This is a genomic window from Rhodococcus sp. MH15, assembly GCF_019266045.1.
Lineage (GTDB): Bacteria > Actinomycetota > Actinomycetes > Mycobacteriales > Mycobacteriaceae > Rhodococcus_F > Rhodococcus_F qingshengii.
In genome coordinates this window covers 1-17,307 of record NZ_LPNP01000064.1, presented here as the reverse complement: position 1 = coordinate 17,307, position 17,307 = coordinate 1, and the positions used below count along the sequence as shown (strand labels likewise).

General features: G+C 62.5%; 15 protein-coding genes and 1 pseudogene. 13 read left to right on the top strand and 3 right to left on the bottom strand.

Annotation, left to right across the window (positions count from 1 at the left end):
* Nucleotides 1–17: 17 nt before the first annotated feature.
* Complete coding sequence (locus ATN37_RS14315; protein ID WP_058037332.1) at nt 18–518, bottom strand: DUF2231 domain-containing protein; 501 nt, start codon at nt 516–518, stop codon at nt 18–20.
* Between the two features lie 396 nt (nt 519–914).
* Here ATN37_RS14315 and ATN37_RS32530 point away from each other — a divergent pair, with 396 nt between their 5' ends.
* The 11 genes and pseudogenes from ATN37_RS32530 (at nt 915) to ATN37_RS14270 (ending at nt 11,239) form a co-directional block, all read left to right on the top strand.
* Nucleotides 915–1,295, top strand: coding sequence for an aquaporin (locus ATN37_RS32530; protein ID WP_253741186.1), 381 nt, complete (start codon nt 915–917; stop codon nt 1,293–1,295).
* Nucleotides 1,292–1,441 carry a hypothetical protein gene (locus ATN37_RS32525; RefSeq protein ID WP_331712738.1) on the top strand — a complete coding sequence of 50 codons (150 nt, stop codon included), beginning with the start codon at nt 1,292–1,294 and terminating at the stop codon, nt 1,439–1,441. The genes ATN37_RS32530 and ATN37_RS32525 overlap by 4 nt, the downstream gene beginning before the upstream one ends.
* On the top strand, nt 1,441–1,548 hold the full coding sequence (locus ATN37_RS32520) for a hypothetical protein (protein ID WP_231915139.1): 108 nt from the start codon (nt 1,441–1,443) through the stop codon (nt 1,546–1,548). Before ATN37_RS32525 ends, ATN37_RS32520 begins: the two co-directional genes overlap by 1 nt.
* Before the next feature lie 93 nt (nt 1,549–1,641).
* Nucleotides 1,642–2,001, top strand: a pseudogene (locus tag ATN37_RS14305) (catalase); the annotation flags it as partial.
* Between the two features lie 660 nt (nt 2,002–2,661).
* A complete protein-coding gene (locus tag ATN37_RS14300) occupies nt 2,662–5,088 on the top strand; it encodes a heavy metal translocating P-type ATPase (protein WP_253741182.1) in 2,427 nt (808 codons plus the stop codon).
* Between the two features lie 361 nt (nt 5,089–5,449).
* Nucleotides 5,450–6,826 carry a rhodanese-like domain-containing protein gene (locus tag ATN37_RS14295; RefSeq protein WP_058037330.1) on the top strand — a complete coding sequence of 459 codons (1,377 nt, stop codon included), beginning with the start codon at nt 5,450–5,452 and terminating at the stop codon, nt 6,824–6,826.
* A gap of 311 nt (nt 6,827–7,137) precedes the next feature.
* Nucleotides 7,138–9,291 carry an MMPL family transporter gene (locus ATN37_RS14290; RefSeq protein ID WP_058037329.1) on the top strand — a complete coding sequence of 718 codons (2,154 nt, stop codon included), beginning with the start codon at nt 7,138–7,140 and terminating at the stop codon, nt 9,289–9,291.
* A gap of 116 nt (nt 9,292–9,407) precedes the next feature.
* Nucleotides 9,408–9,677, top strand: a complete 270-nt coding sequence (locus ATN37_RS14285; protein WP_054802216.1) for a metal-sensitive transcriptional regulator — start codon at nt 9,408–9,410, stop codon at nt 9,675–9,677.
* A 52-nt stretch (nt 9,678–9,729) separates the two neighbouring features.
* Nucleotides 9,730–9,957: a DUF2892 domain-containing protein gene (locus ATN37_RS14280; RefSeq protein ID WP_058037328.1), complete on the top strand. Its 228-nt coding sequence runs from the start codon at nt 9,730–9,732 to the stop codon at nt 9,955–9,957.
* Between the two features lie 42 nt (nt 9,958–9,999).
* The gene (locus ATN37_RS14275; protein WP_054802217.1) at nt 10,000–10,407 is read left to right on the top strand and encodes a DUF302 domain-containing protein; all 408 of its coding nucleotides are present in this window, start codon (nt 10,000–10,002) and stop codon (nt 10,405–10,407) included.
* Nucleotides 10,408–10,459: 52 nt separating this feature from the next.
* Nucleotides 10,460–11,239, top strand: a complete 780-nt coding sequence (locus tag ATN37_RS14270) for a sulfite exporter TauE/SafE family protein (RefSeq protein ID WP_058037327.1) — start codon at nt 10,460–10,462, stop codon at nt 11,237–11,239.
* A gap of 607 nt (nt 11,240–11,846) precedes the next feature.
* Here ATN37_RS14270 and ATN37_RS14265 read toward each other — a convergent pair.
* A complete protein-coding gene (locus tag ATN37_RS14265) occupies nt 11,847–14,648 on the bottom strand; it encodes an ATP-binding protein (protein WP_058037326.1) in 2,802 nt (933 codons plus the stop codon).
* Between the two features lie 275 nt (nt 14,649–14,923).
* Here ATN37_RS14265 and ATN37_RS14260 point away from each other — a divergent pair, with 275 nt between their 5' ends.
* Together ATN37_RS14260 and ATN37_RS14255 are read left to right on the top strand one after the other, a co-directional pair.
* Nucleotides 14,924–15,832, top strand: coding sequence for a DUF3800 domain-containing protein (locus ATN37_RS14260; RefSeq protein ID WP_024487937.1), 909 nt, complete (start codon nt 14,924–14,926; stop codon nt 15,830–15,832).
* A 366-nt stretch (nt 15,833–16,198) separates the two neighbouring features.
* Nucleotides 16,199–16,420 carry a hypothetical protein gene (locus ATN37_RS14255; protein ID WP_058037325.1) on the top strand — a complete coding sequence of 74 codons (222 nt, stop codon included), beginning with the start codon at nt 16,199–16,201 and terminating at the stop codon, nt 16,418–16,420.
* Between the two features lie 114 nt (nt 16,421–16,534).
* On the opposite strand, the gene ATN37_RS14250 is transcribed toward ATN37_RS14255, so the two are convergent.
* Nucleotides 16,535–16,723 (bottom strand): hypothetical protein, encoded by a 189-nt coding sequence (locus tag ATN37_RS14250; protein WP_042447579.1) that lies wholly within the window; start codon nt 16,721–16,723, stop codon nt 16,535–16,537.
* Nucleotides 16,724–17,307: the final 584 nt, after the last annotated feature.

Below are 17,307 nucleotides of genomic sequence, written 5' to 3'. Positions count from 1 at the left end.
GTTTGTTCTCGGCTGGTCTATCCGAGTTGGTCGTTCCACACGGCTTTCGCTCCGCTCTCGCCGATCCGGTACACCTGCACAATCGAGCCGGCAGCGACGAGGACGGACAGGGCAGCGATTGTGATGACGACAATCCGCCAGAGTTTCGGCGACGCCGATGTGTCGGGACGATCCGCTCGCCACGTTGCGAAGCGTGTCGAGTGAAGGACCCACCATGCGGCGGCGAGGACGAACACCCCGATGGACCAGAACAGCATCTGATCACCCAATTCGGCATGTGCCTGGACTAAAGGATCTTCGGGGATTTGGTGTTCGAGCCATTCACCGGCGTCGGTGGTGATCGGCACGGCTATGAGTGTGATCAACGCGATCGCTGCTGGTGCCAGTCCCAGTCGGATTCTTGCAGCGGGCCAACATACCGCGAGAACGAGCAGTAGTGCTGATATCGGTACGAGGACAACGACGAGGTGGACTAGAAGTGGGTGTGCGGGTAGGCCGCCGATCGTGGTCAATCCCATATTTGATCTCCCGATCTCGTGCAACGACGCGAAAGTCAACCGCGTGTCACGCGGCTCCGTGTCAACGTATCGACTGATTCTTGGAGAGTTCTCGGTGGAAGCCTATGTCCTTCAGAGGGGCAGTGCAGAGTTAATCCGTGCTCGCACGGGGCGTTTGCGTCATCGAACCCCGCCGGTCACATAGGGGGTCGAATTGCAGCTACCGGGGTATCCGCAGAGTGAGGCCTGCGGGAAGCGCTGATGGAGGGCAGCGCCGACGATGCGGCCCGCCGGGAAAGACGATCCTGGAAGTACCAAGGGCAATTCGAGGAGCCTTGACATGGTCAAATCCGAAGACCCAGACATGCGGTAGCCGGTGAAGAAGCCGCCGAAGTGGTCGCCGCCCCACGGCCGAGCGTGAAGTATGCCGTCGAGGCGATCGGGACATTCTTTCTGGTGTTCACCGTTGGGGGTGCCGCAGGCAGCGGCAGCCCGTTCGCACCGCTGGTGATCGGCGCGAGCCTGATGGTGATGATCTACGCCGGCGGCCACGTCTCCGGTGGACACTTCAACCCGGCGGTGACCCTCGCGGTGCTGGTGCGCTGCCGGATCGGGTGGCGTGACGCGGCCGGATACGCGATCGCGCAGCTCGTTGCCGGGCTGCTTGCTGCGGTGGTGGTGCGCGTGGTCGTGGATCCGGCGCGGGCCGCGGCCGTCGCGACCCTCACGCTGGCGGGTCGCACCCTGGTGCAGCGTTCGTCGTCGAGTTGTTGTTCACGTTCGCCCTGTGCTTCGTGATGCTCAACGTCGCCACCAGTAGGAGTCACCCGGACAATTCGTTCTACGGCTTGGCGATCGGATTCACAGTGATGGCAGGGGCATTCGCGGTCGGTGACATCTCCGGGGTGCGTTCAACCCGGCGGTTGCCTTCGGTGCGGTGGTGATGGGGATGTTCGCCTGGTCGACGTTGTGGGTGTACTTCGTGGCCCAGTTTGTTGCCGGTGCCGTCGCCGGTGCCGCGTTCCTTGTGCTCAATCCCGACGACAGATGAATGGCGCCGCCGACGGGACCGATCCAGGTTCCCTGGGCCGGCTTCGCCGCCGGACATCGAGAAAGCACCGCCCCACCCCCGAAAGGCACGACAATGACCGACATTGAGCCCACACCGAGGACGACGACGGATTCCGGCATCCCGGTCGAGAGCGACGAGCACTCACTTACCGTCGGACCGGACGGACCGATCCTGCTGCACGATCACTACCTGATCGAGCAAATGGCGCAGTTCAACCGCGAACGCGTCCCCGAACGGCAACCGCACGCCAAGAGCGGCGGCGCCTTCGGCCAATTCGAGGTGACCAACGATGTCAGCGGCTACACCAAGGCCGCGGTATTCCAGCCGGGTACGACGACCCCGCTGGTGATCAGGTTCTCCACTGTGGCCGGCGAACGCGGTAGCCCCGACACCTGGCGTGACCCGCGCGGCTTCGCGGTGAAGTTCTACACCATTTGATCCATCCGATCCGCTCGACATTGCCAGGTCAATTCCGGCTTTACCGAACTGTCGAGCTTTCGCCGGGGACTGACGGTTCCGGTGAAAGAACTTGAAGAAACCGGGTTTTCGTCCGAGGTTGAGTAATCCGCGTACGTACGCTGTCGACAGAAATCCGCATGCGGCATCACCTGCGACAAATGCTGGTGAGTGTCAGTGTCAGCATCTCTCGAGGTCTTTGGCGCCTTCGAGTGGCGTCTTCAGGACACAGCGTTGGTCAGCCCAGAGAGTAGGGCCGTATGACTGTGCGGCCGGTGGCCAACGACTCTCGAGCAACCGGTACGCGACTTCTACCTTTAAGGGCAGCAGTCGTCTGAGGTTCGCGTGCACCGCAGTTAGCTGCGCGCATCGACCGATGTCACTCGATGAACGGTCCCAGAGAGGACAAAATGCGCAGCGCTACATCATCCAATCCCTCAGCCGGGTCGGCGTCGGAGGCCGCGGCGGTCGAATGCGACTGTCCGGTGGCCCGCGTCCGACACCGACACCGATGCAGGCAGGCAGAGGGGGAACGGCCGTGAGCGTCGACAGGCGAATAACTTCAGGTCAAGTGTGTAGTGATCGACGCTGCAAAGGATTTTGCGGTGATCGTGACGTAGACAGTCGGAGTACACGGTGACCGACATACCGCCGACCGCCCAGACGTCGTTGCAGCGACTTCGGTCGCTGCTCGAACCGGCTCTGGTGGTGGTCACGGTGACAGCGCTGATTCTCGGCGGGATCGCGTGGGTCGTTGGTTGGCGTGCGATCGACGAGGGGTGCTGGGTGGCAGGAACGCTGGTCGCCGTGGTGCCCGCGCTGGTCTGGGTGATTGTGGCATTACGCAACGGCCGGGCGGGAGTGGATCTGCTCGCAGTGTTGTCGCTGGTGGGCACTCTGTGGGTCGGCGAGTACGTGGCCGGTGCGCTGATCGCGGTCATGCTGTCCACTGGGCGTGCCTTGGATGCGGCCGCACAACGGCGCGCGTCGCACGACTTGCGGGCCCTGCTCGAGCGTGCGCCGCGGTCCGCGCGCCGGCGTATCGGCGACGTGATCACGGTGGTGCCATTGGACGAGGTCGTGGCCGGTGACCTGCTCGTGGTCGGCCCCGGAGAAGTGGTCCCGGTGGATGGCCGGGTCGAAGACGCGGTGGCGGTCCTCGACGAGTCGGCGCTCACCGGTGAACCACTTCAGGTTGAACGCGCGGTCGGTGAACCGGTGCGCAGCGGTGTGGTCAATGCCGCGACCGCTTTCGAGATCCGAGCCACCGCAACCGCCGACGCGAGCACTTACGCCGGGATCGTGCGGTTGGCGCAGCAGGCGGGCGCCGACAGTGCACCGATCATTCGGCTGGCTGATCGCTATGCAGCATGGTTCCTGCCATTGGCGCTCGCTGTCGCCGGCGCCGCGTGGCTGGCCAGTGGGTCAGCGGTACGAGCGGTGGCAGTGCTGGTCGTGGCGACGCCGTGTCCGCTGCTGCTCGCAGCGCCGGTGGCGATCGTCTCCGGCTTGTCGCGGGCTTCGCGACAGGGTGTGGTAATTCGTAGCGGCGGGGCGCTGGAGAATCTCGGCCATGCGACGACGCTGGTGATGGACAAGACCGGCACGCTGACCGCCGGTCGACCCGTCGTCGTCGACGTCGTGGCGGCGCCCGGCAGCGACACCCCCGAGATCCTGCGACTGGCCGCCTCGGTGGACCAGATGTCACCCCACGTGCTTGCCGAGGCCATCGTCACCGAAGCCCTCGCACGGCACCTGTCGCTGTCGTTGCCCGTCGAGGTGATCGAACACCCCGGACGCGGAGTCACCGCCACGGTGAACGGCGCCAGGGTTGCCGTCGGCAAGCTCGCCGGCGAGGCATCCGAGGCGGATTGGGCCGTGGCGGTCGTCAACCGGGCCAGCCTCGATAGCGCCGCAATCGCGTGGGTCAGTACCGACGACGAGCTCGTCGGCGCGGTTCTTTTACGAGACCCGCTGCGCCGCAACGCACCCAGGACGGTTCGGAGGCTGCGCGCTGCCGGAATCAACCGATTGGTCATGCTCACCGGTGACCGTGCGGCACCCGCGCGGGAGGTGGCCACCGTGCTGGGCTTGGACGAGGTGTACGCCAATCAGAGCCCCGCCGACAAGGTCGCTGCCGTGCGGGCCGAACGGGAACGAGCCGTGACCGTGATGGTCGGCGACGGCGTCAATGATGCCCCTGCTCTGGCTGCGGCCACGGTCGGCGTCGCGATGGGCGCCCGCGGTGCAACGGCCTCCTCCGAGGCCGCCGACATCGTGTTGACGACCGACCGTTTGGACAGGCTGGCCGACGCGATGGACATCGCACGTTGGTCACGGCGCATCGCGGTCCAAAGCGCGGTGGCGGGGATGGTGCTGTCCCTGCTGGCGATGGGTGCTGCCGCAGTCGGACTGCTGCCGCCCGCGGCGGGGGCTTTGCTGCAGGAAGGCATCGACGTCGCGGTGATCCTCAACGCCCTGCGTGCGCTGCGAGGCAACCCTGCCGCCGGGATCGAGCTGCCGGATGGCACCGACGCGATGCTGCGCCGCTTCTCCGGCGAGCACGACAAGTTACGCGATGGACTGACGCTGCTGCGTGATGCCGCCGACAATGTTGCCGCCGGGTCCGGCAAACCTGCGATCGATGCCTTGACCCGAGCCCAGAGCTTCCTCACCGAACGACTATTGCCGCACGAGGACGCCGAACAGACCGAGCTGTACCCGGCGTTGGCGACGCCGCTGGGCAGCGCCGAGGCAACGGCCACGATGAGTCGAACCCACGCCGAGATCCACCGGCTGACCGACCGCATCGGCAACCACCTGCAACTGGCTCACGAGGCCGGTGGCATCCAACCCAGCCAGGTCGACGATCTGCGGGCCTGCCTCTACGGGCTGCATGCGTTGCTGCACCTGCACTTCCTGCAAGAAGAAGAGAACTACTTCACTCTCGCCGACACCGAACTCCCCGAGGGACGAAAGACAGCACTGACCGTGCGCGCCCGTCGATACCGGGAGAAGGGAGCACGTGACATCGAAGAACGGATTCCCTCAGTCCGCGGCTGACTGGAGTGTTCCCGATTTGATGGACACGCTCAATTCCGGGAGCGCTGTTTGCGGTGCCCGGACCTCTGAGGCGGGAATTCCGTCCAGAGCTCCGGTGTTTGGCGGTGTTTCATGAACTATGTGCTCGCTTGGGTAGCGCCGTCGCAGACCAACCATCCGGTGACCCAAACGAGGTGTGGGATTGCATCGAAACTTGATGCTCTCGTCCGACCCGTTTCCGCTTTCCAGGCAGTTGTTCCGATCTCTCCTTCTCGGTGTCCCGGCCTGCACCCGGGTATACCCCCGGGGGTACTTGACATACCCTAGGGGGTATATGGCAACCTGTAGTCATCGCACTCCACAGAACAGGGAAGGTTGTCCGATGATCCTCGAGCAGTACTACATCGAGTGCCTCTCGCACGCGTCGTACCTCATCGGCGACGAGAGCACCGGCCGCGCCATCGTGATCGACCCGCGCCGCGACATCACCGAATACCTCGAGGACGCAACCCGATACGGCCTGACCATCGAGGGTGTCGTCAACACGCACTTTCATGCGGACTTCGTCTCCGGTCACCTCGAGTTGGTCGAGGCTACCGGCGCGTGGATCGGTTTCGGCGACGCCGCGGACACCGATTACCCGATTCGCCGACTGCGCCACGGCGAGCACCTGACGCTGGGGGAGGTGGACATCGAAATCCTCTCCACCCCCGGCCACACGTGGGAGTCGATCAGCCTGCTCGTTCGCGAGAATCGAGACGCTGAGCCGTCCGCTGTGCTGACCGGGGACTCGCTGTTCATCGGCGACGTCGGTCGCCCCGACCTGGCCAATCTCGGCGACGGCACCAATACCGACCTGGCTCGGGCGATGTACCGCACCGTCCACGAGAGGCTGCTGACCTTGCCCGACGCAGTGGCCGTGATGCCGGCTCACGGCGCGGGGTCGTCCTGCGGCAAGAACCTCTCTTCCGAGTTGACCTCCACCATCGGCGAGCAACGCCGCACGAATCCGTCGGTGCAGCCGATGAGCGAAGACGCGTTCGTCGCTCTCGTCGCCGACGGCCAGCCTGCGGTGCCGGGGTATTTTTCGGCCGCCGTAGCTTTGAACAAGTCGAATCGTGCACTCCTCGAACAAGATCGGTTTGTCTCCGAACTCTCACCGGGAGAGCTCCGGGTCGAAATGGCCAGCGGAACACGCGTTCTCGATGCCCGCACCCCCGACGATTTCGCCGCCGGGCATCTGCGTGGCTCGATCAATGTCGGTTTCGACGGTAGGTTCGCCGAAACCGGCGGCATGGTCGCCGATATCGGCGAGCGCATCGTGCTCATCACTTACCCGGGTGAGGAACAGGTTGCGGCAATGCGTTTGGCGCGCATCGGATCCGACAACGCGCTCGGATACCTCACTGTCGACGTTGATGGAATTTTTCCGGACGCGCTCGCCGACCTTGTCCGTACCGCGCCGCGCACCACGGTGTCCGAGCTCGAGGGTCTCCTGGCCTCGGGCGCGGTCACGTTGATCGACATCCGCAACCCCGGCGAGCGTGACTTCGGTGCCATCGACGGCGCCCGGTCAATTCCCCTCGCACAGTTGCGTTCCCAACTCGCGGACCTGCCACGAAGCAAACCGATCGTCGTTCACTGCGCCGGCGGCTGGCGCTCCTCCGTCGCCGCATCACTGTTGCGTGCCGACGGCATCGAGAACGTCAGCGACCTGGTCGGCGGATACACGGCCTGGGTCGAGCGATCTTCCGAATAGCGCCTATTCAGAAAAACTCTCGTGCCCCATACGCGGCACGACGTCTGACAAGGAGATACCAGGTGTGTTACACCACGACATGTTCTTCCTGCTCCAAGACCACTTGGGCAGGATGCGGCCAGCACGCCGACCAGGTGATGGCCGGCGTCCAGACAGCGCGGCGCTGTACCTGCACCCCTGCTCCTGACCCGGGGTCCGGGTTCTTCCGGTCCTTCTTCGGCCGCTGACCCGCCGCACCGGATGACCCGGTGCCATGACCCGGTACCCGCCCATACTCGCACCCATCACCCCCTTTTTTCAGGAGTCAACCAATGTCCAGTAACACCAAGGTCAGGGACGGCGTTCCGCCGATCTCACACGCGTCCGGCGGCGTACTCGGCCGCATGGGCGCATCGATGGCGGGCAACGCAAAATGGGTGCTCGGTGTCTGGCTGATCGTGCTCATCGCACTCGGCGCGGCCGCACCGTCGGTGTTCAGCTCCCTCGCCGGCGCCGGATGGCAGGCCAACGGATCCGAATCCGTCCAGGTCCGCGAACTCGCACAGGAACACTTCGGCGGCAACTCTTCCGCCGCCGTCCAGGTTGTCGTGCATTCCGATGACCGGACCATCGACAGCCCCGACATGCAGCGCACCCTCACCGAGGTCACCGATGTCTTCGCCGGGGACCCTCGCTTCGGTGCGATCATCGCGCCGCAGCCGGGAATGTCCATCAGCCCCGACGGGCACACCGGAATTCTCATCGCGGGCGCGAACGCAAGCACCGACGAGATGGTCAAGGCCGTTGACGATCTCAAGGGGGAGTTGACCGCCCTGTCCGGGAACGGCATCGAGGTCTATCCCACCGGCGCATCGGCACTGTGGAGTGATTTCAACAAGGCCAACCACGACGCGATGATTCAGGCCGAACTGTTTTCCTGGCCGGTCACCCTCGCGATCATGGTGCTCGCCTTCGGGTCCCTCGTCGCCGCCGGGCTCCCACTGCTGCTGACCCTGGCCGGGCTCGTCGCCTCTGCGGGCGGCCTGGTTCTGCTCAACCAGATCACCCCGATTTCCGTGTGGGCGATGAACTTCGCGATGATGTTCGCCCTCGCCCTCGGTATCGACTACGCCCTGTTCATCGTCTCCCGGTTCCGCGACGCGATACGTCATGCATCGTCGCCGCGGGCGGCGGTCGCGGAAACCATGGATACCGCGGGCAAGGCCGTCGTCCTGTCCGGAATCACGGTGCTCGTGAGCCTCTCTGCGGTCCTGCTGGTTCCGGCACCGGCCGTGCGGACGATGGCTATCGGCATCATGCTCGCCGTGTTCTTCGTCCTCCTGGCCTCGATGACTCTGTTGCCTGCCGTTCTCGGGATGCTCGGCACCAAGGTCAACGGTGGATCCTTGCCCTACGCCAAGCGTCAGGAACACCGCTCACCGAAGTTCGCCGCCTGGGGCGAGCTGCTGCACAAGCACCCGTGGCCGTTCGCCATCGGTTCTCTCCTGGTGCTGATCGCGCTGTCGATCCCGGTGCTCGGGCTCAAGGTGGCGATGCCCTCCATCGCGGTTGTCCCCTCCGACGCCCCGGTCCGCCAGGGCTACGAACTCGTCCAAGCTCAGATGGGGGAGGGGGCGCCGGGCATGTTGCAGATCATCGCCCCCGCCGCGGAGGGCGCGCAGACAGCGAAGGCTGCTGCCGCGACCGAAGGTATCGCCATGGTGACGCCGCCGCAGTCCGCACTCGATGGCAGCGATTTTGTGATGTTGCAGGCCATGCCTACCGTCGATCCGTCCGACGCACAGATGGGAGCCATCCTCGACACCTTGCGTGCGGACCTTCCCTCGGGCGCTCTGGTGGGCGGCGCACCGGCGGAGAACCTCGACCTGCAGCAAGCGCTGAACGACTACCTCCCGCTGATCGTCGGCATCATCCTGGTTCTCGGGTTCCTGCTGCTCCTGGTGGCGCTGCAGGCGCCGTTGATCGCGATCCTCGGTACCGTGGTCAGCTTGCTCTCCACCGCCGCCGCATTCGGGGTCGCGAAGTTGATCTTCCAGGACGGGCACGGCGCGTCGTTGCTCGGTTTCACCCCGCAGGGGTTCCTCGACGGGTGGGGGCCGGTGTTCTTCTTCGCGATGATCTTCGCGATCGCCATGGACTACACCGTGTTCTTGTTGGCCACGGCGAAGGAGCATTACGAGCGCTCAGGTGATCCCAAGGTTGCGCACGTCGACGGTCTGGCTCATTCGGGGCGGGTGATCCTCGCCGCTGCCGCGGTGATGGTGGCCGTGTTCTTCACCTTCGCGCTCGCTGATCCGTTGCCGCCGAAGGAGATGGGCATCATTCTCGGTGTCGCTGTACTGCTCGATGCGGTACTGATTCGGCTGATCCTGCTGCCGGTGCTCCTGCGGTTGACCGGGCATGCCGCGTGGTGGTCCCCGGCGTGGCTGCGAAAGGTATTGCCCAACATCAGTTTCTCGCACTGACAGGTCCGGATGGCGTGGTTCGGCCACTGTGACGCACAGATCTGACGAACCACCCACCCGGATATACCCATAGGGGTATATTTGAGGTTACTGATTGATCTTCGGAAGGAACTCCCATGGTCGGCGACGACGACAGCATCGCATTGGTACTCAACCGACTCCGCCGCGCGCACGGCCAACTCGCCGGAGTGATCTCGATGATCGAACAGGGCCGAGACTGCAAGGACGTCGTCACCCAGCTCGCCGCGGTCTCACGCGCACTCGACCGGGCCGGTTTCAAGATCGTCGCCACCGGCCTTCGCGAATGCATGACCGGCAACCGCGAGAATGGCAAGGAACCGATGACCGAGGCGGAACTCGAAAAGCTCTTCCTCGCACTCGCCTGAGACCGCGGCGGCGATCGCGGAACAACGAACAGAAAGGACGGTACGGACAGTCATGACAGCTCTCCCACGGCACCACGGCTGGACCATCGAACGGATCGTTCCACTATTGGGCGGGGTAGTCGTCCTGCTCAGCGTGGCCTTGACACTCGCCTTCTCCATTTGGTGGCTGCTTCTCACCACGTTCGTCGCTGCGAATCTCCTGCTCTACAGCGCAGTGGGATGGTGCCCGATGAGCCTGATACTCCAACGCCTCGGCATCCCGCGGCTCGGCACCCGCTGACCGATCCCAGACCCCGGATCCCCCGAAAAAAGGACGTAGATCATGCAACTCGCACTCACGACCACCCTGAACACCACGTTCGACGACGCTGTCGAACGCACCCGTAAGGCATTGTCGGAGCAAGGTTTCGGGATACTCACCGAGATCGACATGAAATCGACCCTCAAAGCCAAGCTCGACGAAGACCTGGAGGACTACCTCATCCTCGGCGCCTGCAACCCGACGTTGGCACATCGAGCAGTCGGAGTGATGCGGGGGATCGGATTACTGTTGCCCTGCAACGTCGTCGTGCGCGCCGATCCCTCCGCGGAGAACACCGTCATCGTCGATGCGATGAACCCCGCCCTCATGGTCGAGGTGACCGGCGAACCCCGACTGCAGTCCGTCGCCGACGAGGCCACCGCCAGGCTGCAGGCAGCTCTCGATTCGCTCACCGCACAACAGAACTGAACTAGAACAACAACCGCATGCCGCCGAACGTCGGTAGACGAAAAGGACGCCGATGACTCTCGCAATCGCACTCGCTGCCGGGGCAGTCATCGGTGTCCTTCTAGGACTCCTCGGCGGCGGCGGATCCATCCTTGCCGTACCGGTCCTGGTGTTCGCCCTCGGCCTCGACATCGACCAAGCAATCCCGATCTCACTGATCGTGGTCGGTGTCGCCTCGGCTGTCGGCGCGATCCCGAAAGTCCGTGCCCATCTTGTGCAGTGGCGACTGGCCGCCGTGTTCGCCGCTGCCGGTATCCCCGCAACCTTCCTCGGTAGTGCCCTCGGGCGAGTGCTCCCGCAGTCCGTCGTGATGATCGGGTTCGCCGCGGTCATGATCGTTGCCGGTGCTCGTATGCTCGCCGACCGCGGCGATACCGGAACCGCCTGCAGCGTAGGTGATTCCGGTATCAATTGGCGTCGCTGCGCACCTCGTGCGATCCCAGCAGGATTCGCCGTCGGTGTGCTGACCGGGCTCTTCGGCGTCGGCGGCGGATTCCTCATCATCCCCGCCCTTGTCCTGATGTTGGGAATAGACATGCAGATCGCGATCGGAACCTCGCTTCTGATCATCGTCGCGAACTCCGCCGCCGGCTTGATCTCACATCTCGGTAGCGGCGTCACCATCGATCCGGCCATCACGATCAGTTTCACCGGAGCTGCGATCGTTGCCTCCTTGGTCGCCGGACGGTTCGGCAACCGCGTCGACACCGGAAAACTTCAACACTGGTTCGCGTACCTGGTGTTCGCCGTCGCCGCGTACATTCTGTTCGATACTCTCGTGTTGAGTCGCTGACGCCGTGACACACGAGGGAGCCGTACTCGTGTGGAACTCCGCTTTTCCATATCGGCGACCGGCCTCGTTCGCCATTCGTCGTATCTGTTTTCGGCGTAGACATCGGCAACCGATATCTACGTGGTGACCAGGCTGTCGGCGCCCGAGAAGTGCCCGCCGGCAACGGACCACTCCTCCTTTCCGAGTAAGCGCTCCGTTGTCGTGGCCGCTCCACCACGACCAATGTCACCGACTTTCGTGCAAGATGAGTGGGGGTAGATGTATCGCCACCAAGGTCGACATGGGGCGGAGGGCCTGATTCACAAAAGTCACCGGCCGCTGTTGATGATCCCGACAGAGGCCCGGTTCTCCGGATGCACGGCCGTGCCGTGACCGCTGCTCCCTGCAACGTGGGCAAGAAGAGAAGAAAGGTGGACAAAAAGAAACGGAACGACGCACACATGACGTTCGGTCGGGCCGATGGTTGCTCTGCCACCCATCGCATAGGCACACTCCGAACGTCGTCGACGTGCAAAACCGATGAGAGAGGACTAGTCATGACCTCGCAGCTTTACCTCGTCCGCCAGGGACAACGGCCCTCAACGCCAACTACCGCAACTGCGTGACCCTACTGAATCAGTTCGATCTCGTCGGTGTCGTATCCGAGTAGACCGGCGACGGTTGAGTGGGCGTCGTCGCCGTACAGCTCTTCTTGGGTCTCGTCGCCGAACATCTGGGAATGCAGCTCCTTCATATCCCTGGGTTGGGATGAGCGGGGGGCAAACCGAACTTGTACATCGGTGGGGCTACCGATGGGCTGTGTGTATGCGACGAGGGGTGGAACGCTTGCGCTTCCTGGGTGAACCGCAACTCGCAATGCGTGTTGCGGTCTGTGCCCTCGTGCGCCGCCGATGGTCAGTTGTTCCGACAGCGTTCGAGCCAGCGTCGTGTCCCGTATGTGAGTGTCGCGCACAAGTTGTGTCAGTGATCCCTTCTGCATTTTGATGCGGCGGCGGGGTTGATGTTCGTTGAACTCCCGGGCGGTCTCCCAGAAGTCGTTCAACAGCGTGACTGCTGGATCGTCGATCAGACCGCTGGGCTGTATGCGCTCGGTGATGTGGTGGGTTCGCTCGCCGGGACGGAGCGTTAGGTGATGTTCGAGTCGGGCGAATCTGAAGGGGAGGTCATCCTGGAGTAGTGCGATGTGCTCGGGAGTCATTTCCACGACACGGGTGCTTCCACGTAGTTCCACGAAAAAGTAGGTATCGTCCGGAGCTTGTCCGACGGCGGCACCTCTCAGTTCCCTCAACGCATAGACCTCTTGTTCGAGATCGTCGACACGGGTCCGCAGTATGTCGGCGAGGGTGATCTGGCGCTGGACGTACTCACTGATCGGGAGCGGAGGTCCGTCGTTGACCATCTGCCAGTTTCTTGTTCCCTCACGGTTACCTTCCACCGGTCGTCCGGTGGCTAGGTACACGGCTTTGAACAGCCGCATCGACGGAATCGTCGACATCTGATCCTCGAAAGTGCGAACAGTTTTTACTCGGCGGCCGTAGGACACTTCGTCTACGGAGATCGCGGCCTTCTTCGCTTTCTGCCGTTCGGTGTCTCGATTGAAGATCGCTGCCATGCTGATGGGATGCCCGCCATAGTCCACCCACACGGCCATCATCGGGTAGACGGTTCTGCGTAGAGGATTGAATCGGTAGAAGGGTTGGTTGTTTGCGTTACGAATGAGCTCGATGGCATCTGATCTGCCGGGATCGGTGAGCACGAGCGATGATTCCAGTCTGAGCGCCTCGAAGTGTTCGTGCACGATGCGACCGGTGATTTGCGGGATGGCGGTTTTTCCCAGGATGTCTTGGATCCGGCCGTGCAGCACGATGTGGCATTCGTCGGTCGGGTCGGCGCTGATGGTGACGGTGACGTTTGGATCAGCGTTGATCTGTTCCGTTTGGTCCGCGGTTTCGATGAATTCTTGTTCGATCAGGACCGGAAGTGCGGCGAGTGCGTCCCCGCGATCTGCGCCGAAGATGTTGTGCGCGTAGATGAGTGCGCTCTCCGGCGGCGTCCATCGAAGATCGTGATCACCGAGGGGAATGATCTCGATTTCGATCATCGACGCCAGGACAGCCAGCTGCGCCGACGTCAGATCGAGGATCTTCGCGAGTTGCGGATTGGCCGCCTGACTGTCGCGAGCGAACCGAGCAGTATGTGCGATCGGCACCATCAAACCGATCGAGGAGCTCATGTCGTCGCGATATTGCGCGAGAAGGGCCGAGTACGCAGGCTGGCCGATCTCGAACCGCTCGCCCTCGCTCAACATGCGGTCCCACAGATGTGATCTGCGGCTTTCGTGAAACCAGAGTTGTCCATTGCGTTCTACGCTGAGGATGTTCTCCCGCTCGAGAGACTGCCGCAACACACCCCACTGAGTTGAAGTGAGATCAAGATAGGCAGTGATCGTCGATTCAGGCGGTGGCAATTCGAAGACCGACAGCCAGCGTGCAGCGATCTGCGCATCGCCTGGGAGTCGAGCCAGCGCATCTTCCAGCGAGCGGACGAATGCAGTAGGGGGCGTGTATTCATCCAATGTACCGCCGCTGCGGAGCTGACCGATCAAACCTTCGACGATGATCGGGAATCCGCTGCTCAGGAAGTAGACACGATCCGTGTTAGCACTTGTGACGCCTGCCCGGTTGAGCATGGTTTCGACATCTGCTCTGCTGAGTCCGCCGACGATTATCTCCCCGCATCCGGTGTCTCGAAGTCTGGTGAGTCCGGTACGAGCCTCGTGCGCCGCCGACGACCAGGCGATCACGAATCGTGCGCGTTTAGGGGGCGCGATGCAAAGACTGGCCAACGCCCGTTGGTCATCCTCTGTCAGCCGTTGGCACTCGTCGATAGCCAGAATCACGTCGCGTTTGAGCACAGTGGCAACCTCGTCGCACAGCCGTACCAGGAGCTTGACGACGTTGGTATCGCTTCGCGACTGGAGATCTCGCCGTAGATCAGCGGTCGTATCCTGGCGTAGGCCTTTGAAGAACGCTGCGAGACCTTCGCCCGCATGTTCGCCGATTCGCGCCTTCACCAACGCCATGACTTCCTGGGTCACGGCCTTGGCCAGGCTCTTACCGACTTCGGCCACCATTTCCTTGCCTGCGGTGTCGAGTCGGTTCTGGATGGTGCGCCACGCGGTCCGATCCGCCATCGAGGTGACCAAGGCTGTGACGAGGCCATTCAGGATGGCGACCTGCAACGCGCCGCTGTCGAACGCACAGGTGACCGGCGGCGGCGCGATGGCTGCACCACGTGAGAGTTCGATCTGATGGTCGGCGAGGATCGATGACTTACCGGTTCCGGAGTCACCCGTGACTACTACAACAGGATGTGACATCGACAGAAGATCGGTGAGTTCAGGCCGCATGAGCACAGTATGCGGCTGACCTCCGACACCTTCTATTGCAGGTCACCGCCGCGAGCCGAATAGCGTTGCGTCGAAGCGAATCCGTTCTACAGACAATTTGAGCAAATTGAGAGACTTATGCCTGGCGCCACACTCGATCATTCCACTTGCGCAAACCGTGGACGTCGAACTATCCTATGGCCAGTAGCTGGAGATGAAATAGTTCTCTGAGCGCTAATTCCGGAACCCACGCCTAGGCGTGGGTTTCCGCGTATCTGGAGGGCAATAATCGTTCCATGCTGCTGGCGTACATTGACGAGATCGGCGAGACAGGGGCATTCGTTGCGCGCGATCACGCTCGCTTCAACACCAGTCCCGCGTTCGGCTACGCCGGCCTGATCCTTCCCGCTGACAATGCTCGAAAGTTCGGTCAAATCTTCACGCTGAAAAAGCGGGAGATCTTCAAAACCGAGATCGAGAAGGCAGAGCACCCTGGACGGTGGGAACGTAAGGGCGCGAGTATCTTTCGTCCCGACACTTTCGACAAGTATCGGCAACAGATCCGAGTATTCAACACTTTGGTGCGCAGCGTACGCAGCCTCGACGGCGCCCTCTTCTACTACGCCGCGGAAAAACCTCTCGGAACCCCGAAACAGACGGACCTCGATACGGACGCCCGAGAAACAGCTGCGATGCGCGAAGCGCTCAACCGCATCGCCCGGTACGCCGACTACAAAGGCTCGAACGTGATGGTCATGATCGATCAGATCAACGAGAAGACGCGCGCAGCTCGGCTGCCGGCCATGTACGAGCACATCTTGGGTCGTGCGAGCGGATATCCGGAAATGAAGCGGATCATCGAGCCGCCAATGCACATAGACAGTGTCCTGAGTTCGAACATTCAGTTCTCCGACTGGATTGCCGCATGTGTAACGAGAGCGATCGAGTACCAGATCATCAAGGAATCCCCCTACCAGTGGGTGACGGGGGACAACGCACTCCCGTCGGTCAGGGGCGCATTCACTCATGAGTCGAAGATCCACTTGTGGCAGCGTGACCTTTCCGATCTCAATCACTCCGACATCTTCCGCAGTGATCGACTGCTGCATCCGGCGGCGGCGGGACAGTTGGTCGGCGACCAACTTCCGGCCGATCGATTCCGTCGGATGAAGGCCGCGGCCGAGCGAGCACAGATCCGACAGTAATGCACTCTCTCGGGTAGTTGCATGAGTTTCGCTTGGATAAAACTGCTGATGACAACTGAAACCAGCTTCTGGTCGACTTTCCGCGATCATGTCGAGCGAGTGCTCGGGCCCAAGTGATTCATCCAGCCGGGTGAATACCAGCCGAGCGGGGGACTGTTTCTGGACGATTCGTTCGAGCCTGTTCGCGGACAACGATATTCGAGAAGTCCGATAGAAAACGATCCACTCGAAAGCCGCCTCGCGAAGCGGTTCCGCACTGCCCCATCGCTGCATCCTCACGCGACCACTTCGCGTTCCGAGGACAAGGGCGCGTACCGCGTTGTCTCGGTCCGTATTAACGCACCCGGTTTCCGTAGTACCTACGCCGTGGAGGTTCAGGCCGCTGTCGGATTCGAGTTCGCGGATGAGGCGTTCACCGTGACGGTTGACGCTCCGCAGGGCTTCGATCAGGCTGCGCGCCGCGCAGTCCGGAAGTCGGTTGCTCGTGCGGGTGAGTGGAACGCCGACAACCCTGATGCGATTGCTCCGCGTCTGGAGGACGCGGACGCGTATCGCGTTGTTGCGGTTCGCGTGAGCGTGGATCGGTAGGCGATAGAGGACCGGCCCGAAGCTACCGGGCCGGTCCTCTTCGTTGCGTGCTCCGAAAATGGCCTCTCACCGTGCGGTGGGGGGCTTTTTCGTGTGTTGGGGGTGTGGGTGTGGCTATTGCTGATTGGTGAGGGTGAGGAGGAGCTGTGAGACCTGTTCGGTGGTGGCGTCGGCGAGGCAGTCGACGATGCAGGCGGTGAGAAAGATCTTGATCGTGTTCGGTACCCGTTGCGCGAGGGCGCGGAGCTGCTCGCCCCTGGTGGGGCGGTGGTTGTCGGGGGTCTGGTCGTCGTGCTCGTGCATTTCTGCTCCTCGTAGTGGATTGGAGTTCCGCGTGGGTGCGTCCTCATCTCTTGTTGTTCGAGCTACGGGCGAGATCACATGTTCGTGTAGGGGAATTGAGTTGTTGCTGGCTTGTGACCTGCGGTGATGGCATGTCCCGGGGTGGTGTGTTCGTGGAGTTGGGGCGCCGGCGAATTTGGGGCCGGCTGATGGGGCCGGCGGGGTGCTCGGGTTCGGTGGTGGGGGAGTGTCGGGGGGTGCTCGGCGGGCGTGTGTGGGCCGATTTTTGGGTGTTTTTGAATGTTGTTGTGTTTCAGTAACTTTGGGTTATCGGTTGGTGGGTAATCTGTTTCGGTGGTTACGCATGGAGGTGTTTTGGGGAGACTCGAATTATGTTGTGGTGGTTACGATTTCGACGTTTCGTGGTTCTGTGTTGTTTTGCGGTTTGGGGTGGGGTCCTGTAGGATGGGAAGCATGATGACGATGAGTTGGCAGACGCGAGACGGGGTAGCTTTGAGCGACCTCCGCTCCTCCCCAGCCTCGTTTGGTACTTGGGTACCGAATTCTCAGTTCCGATCAAATCCTTTGGTGACAAAGACAATTCA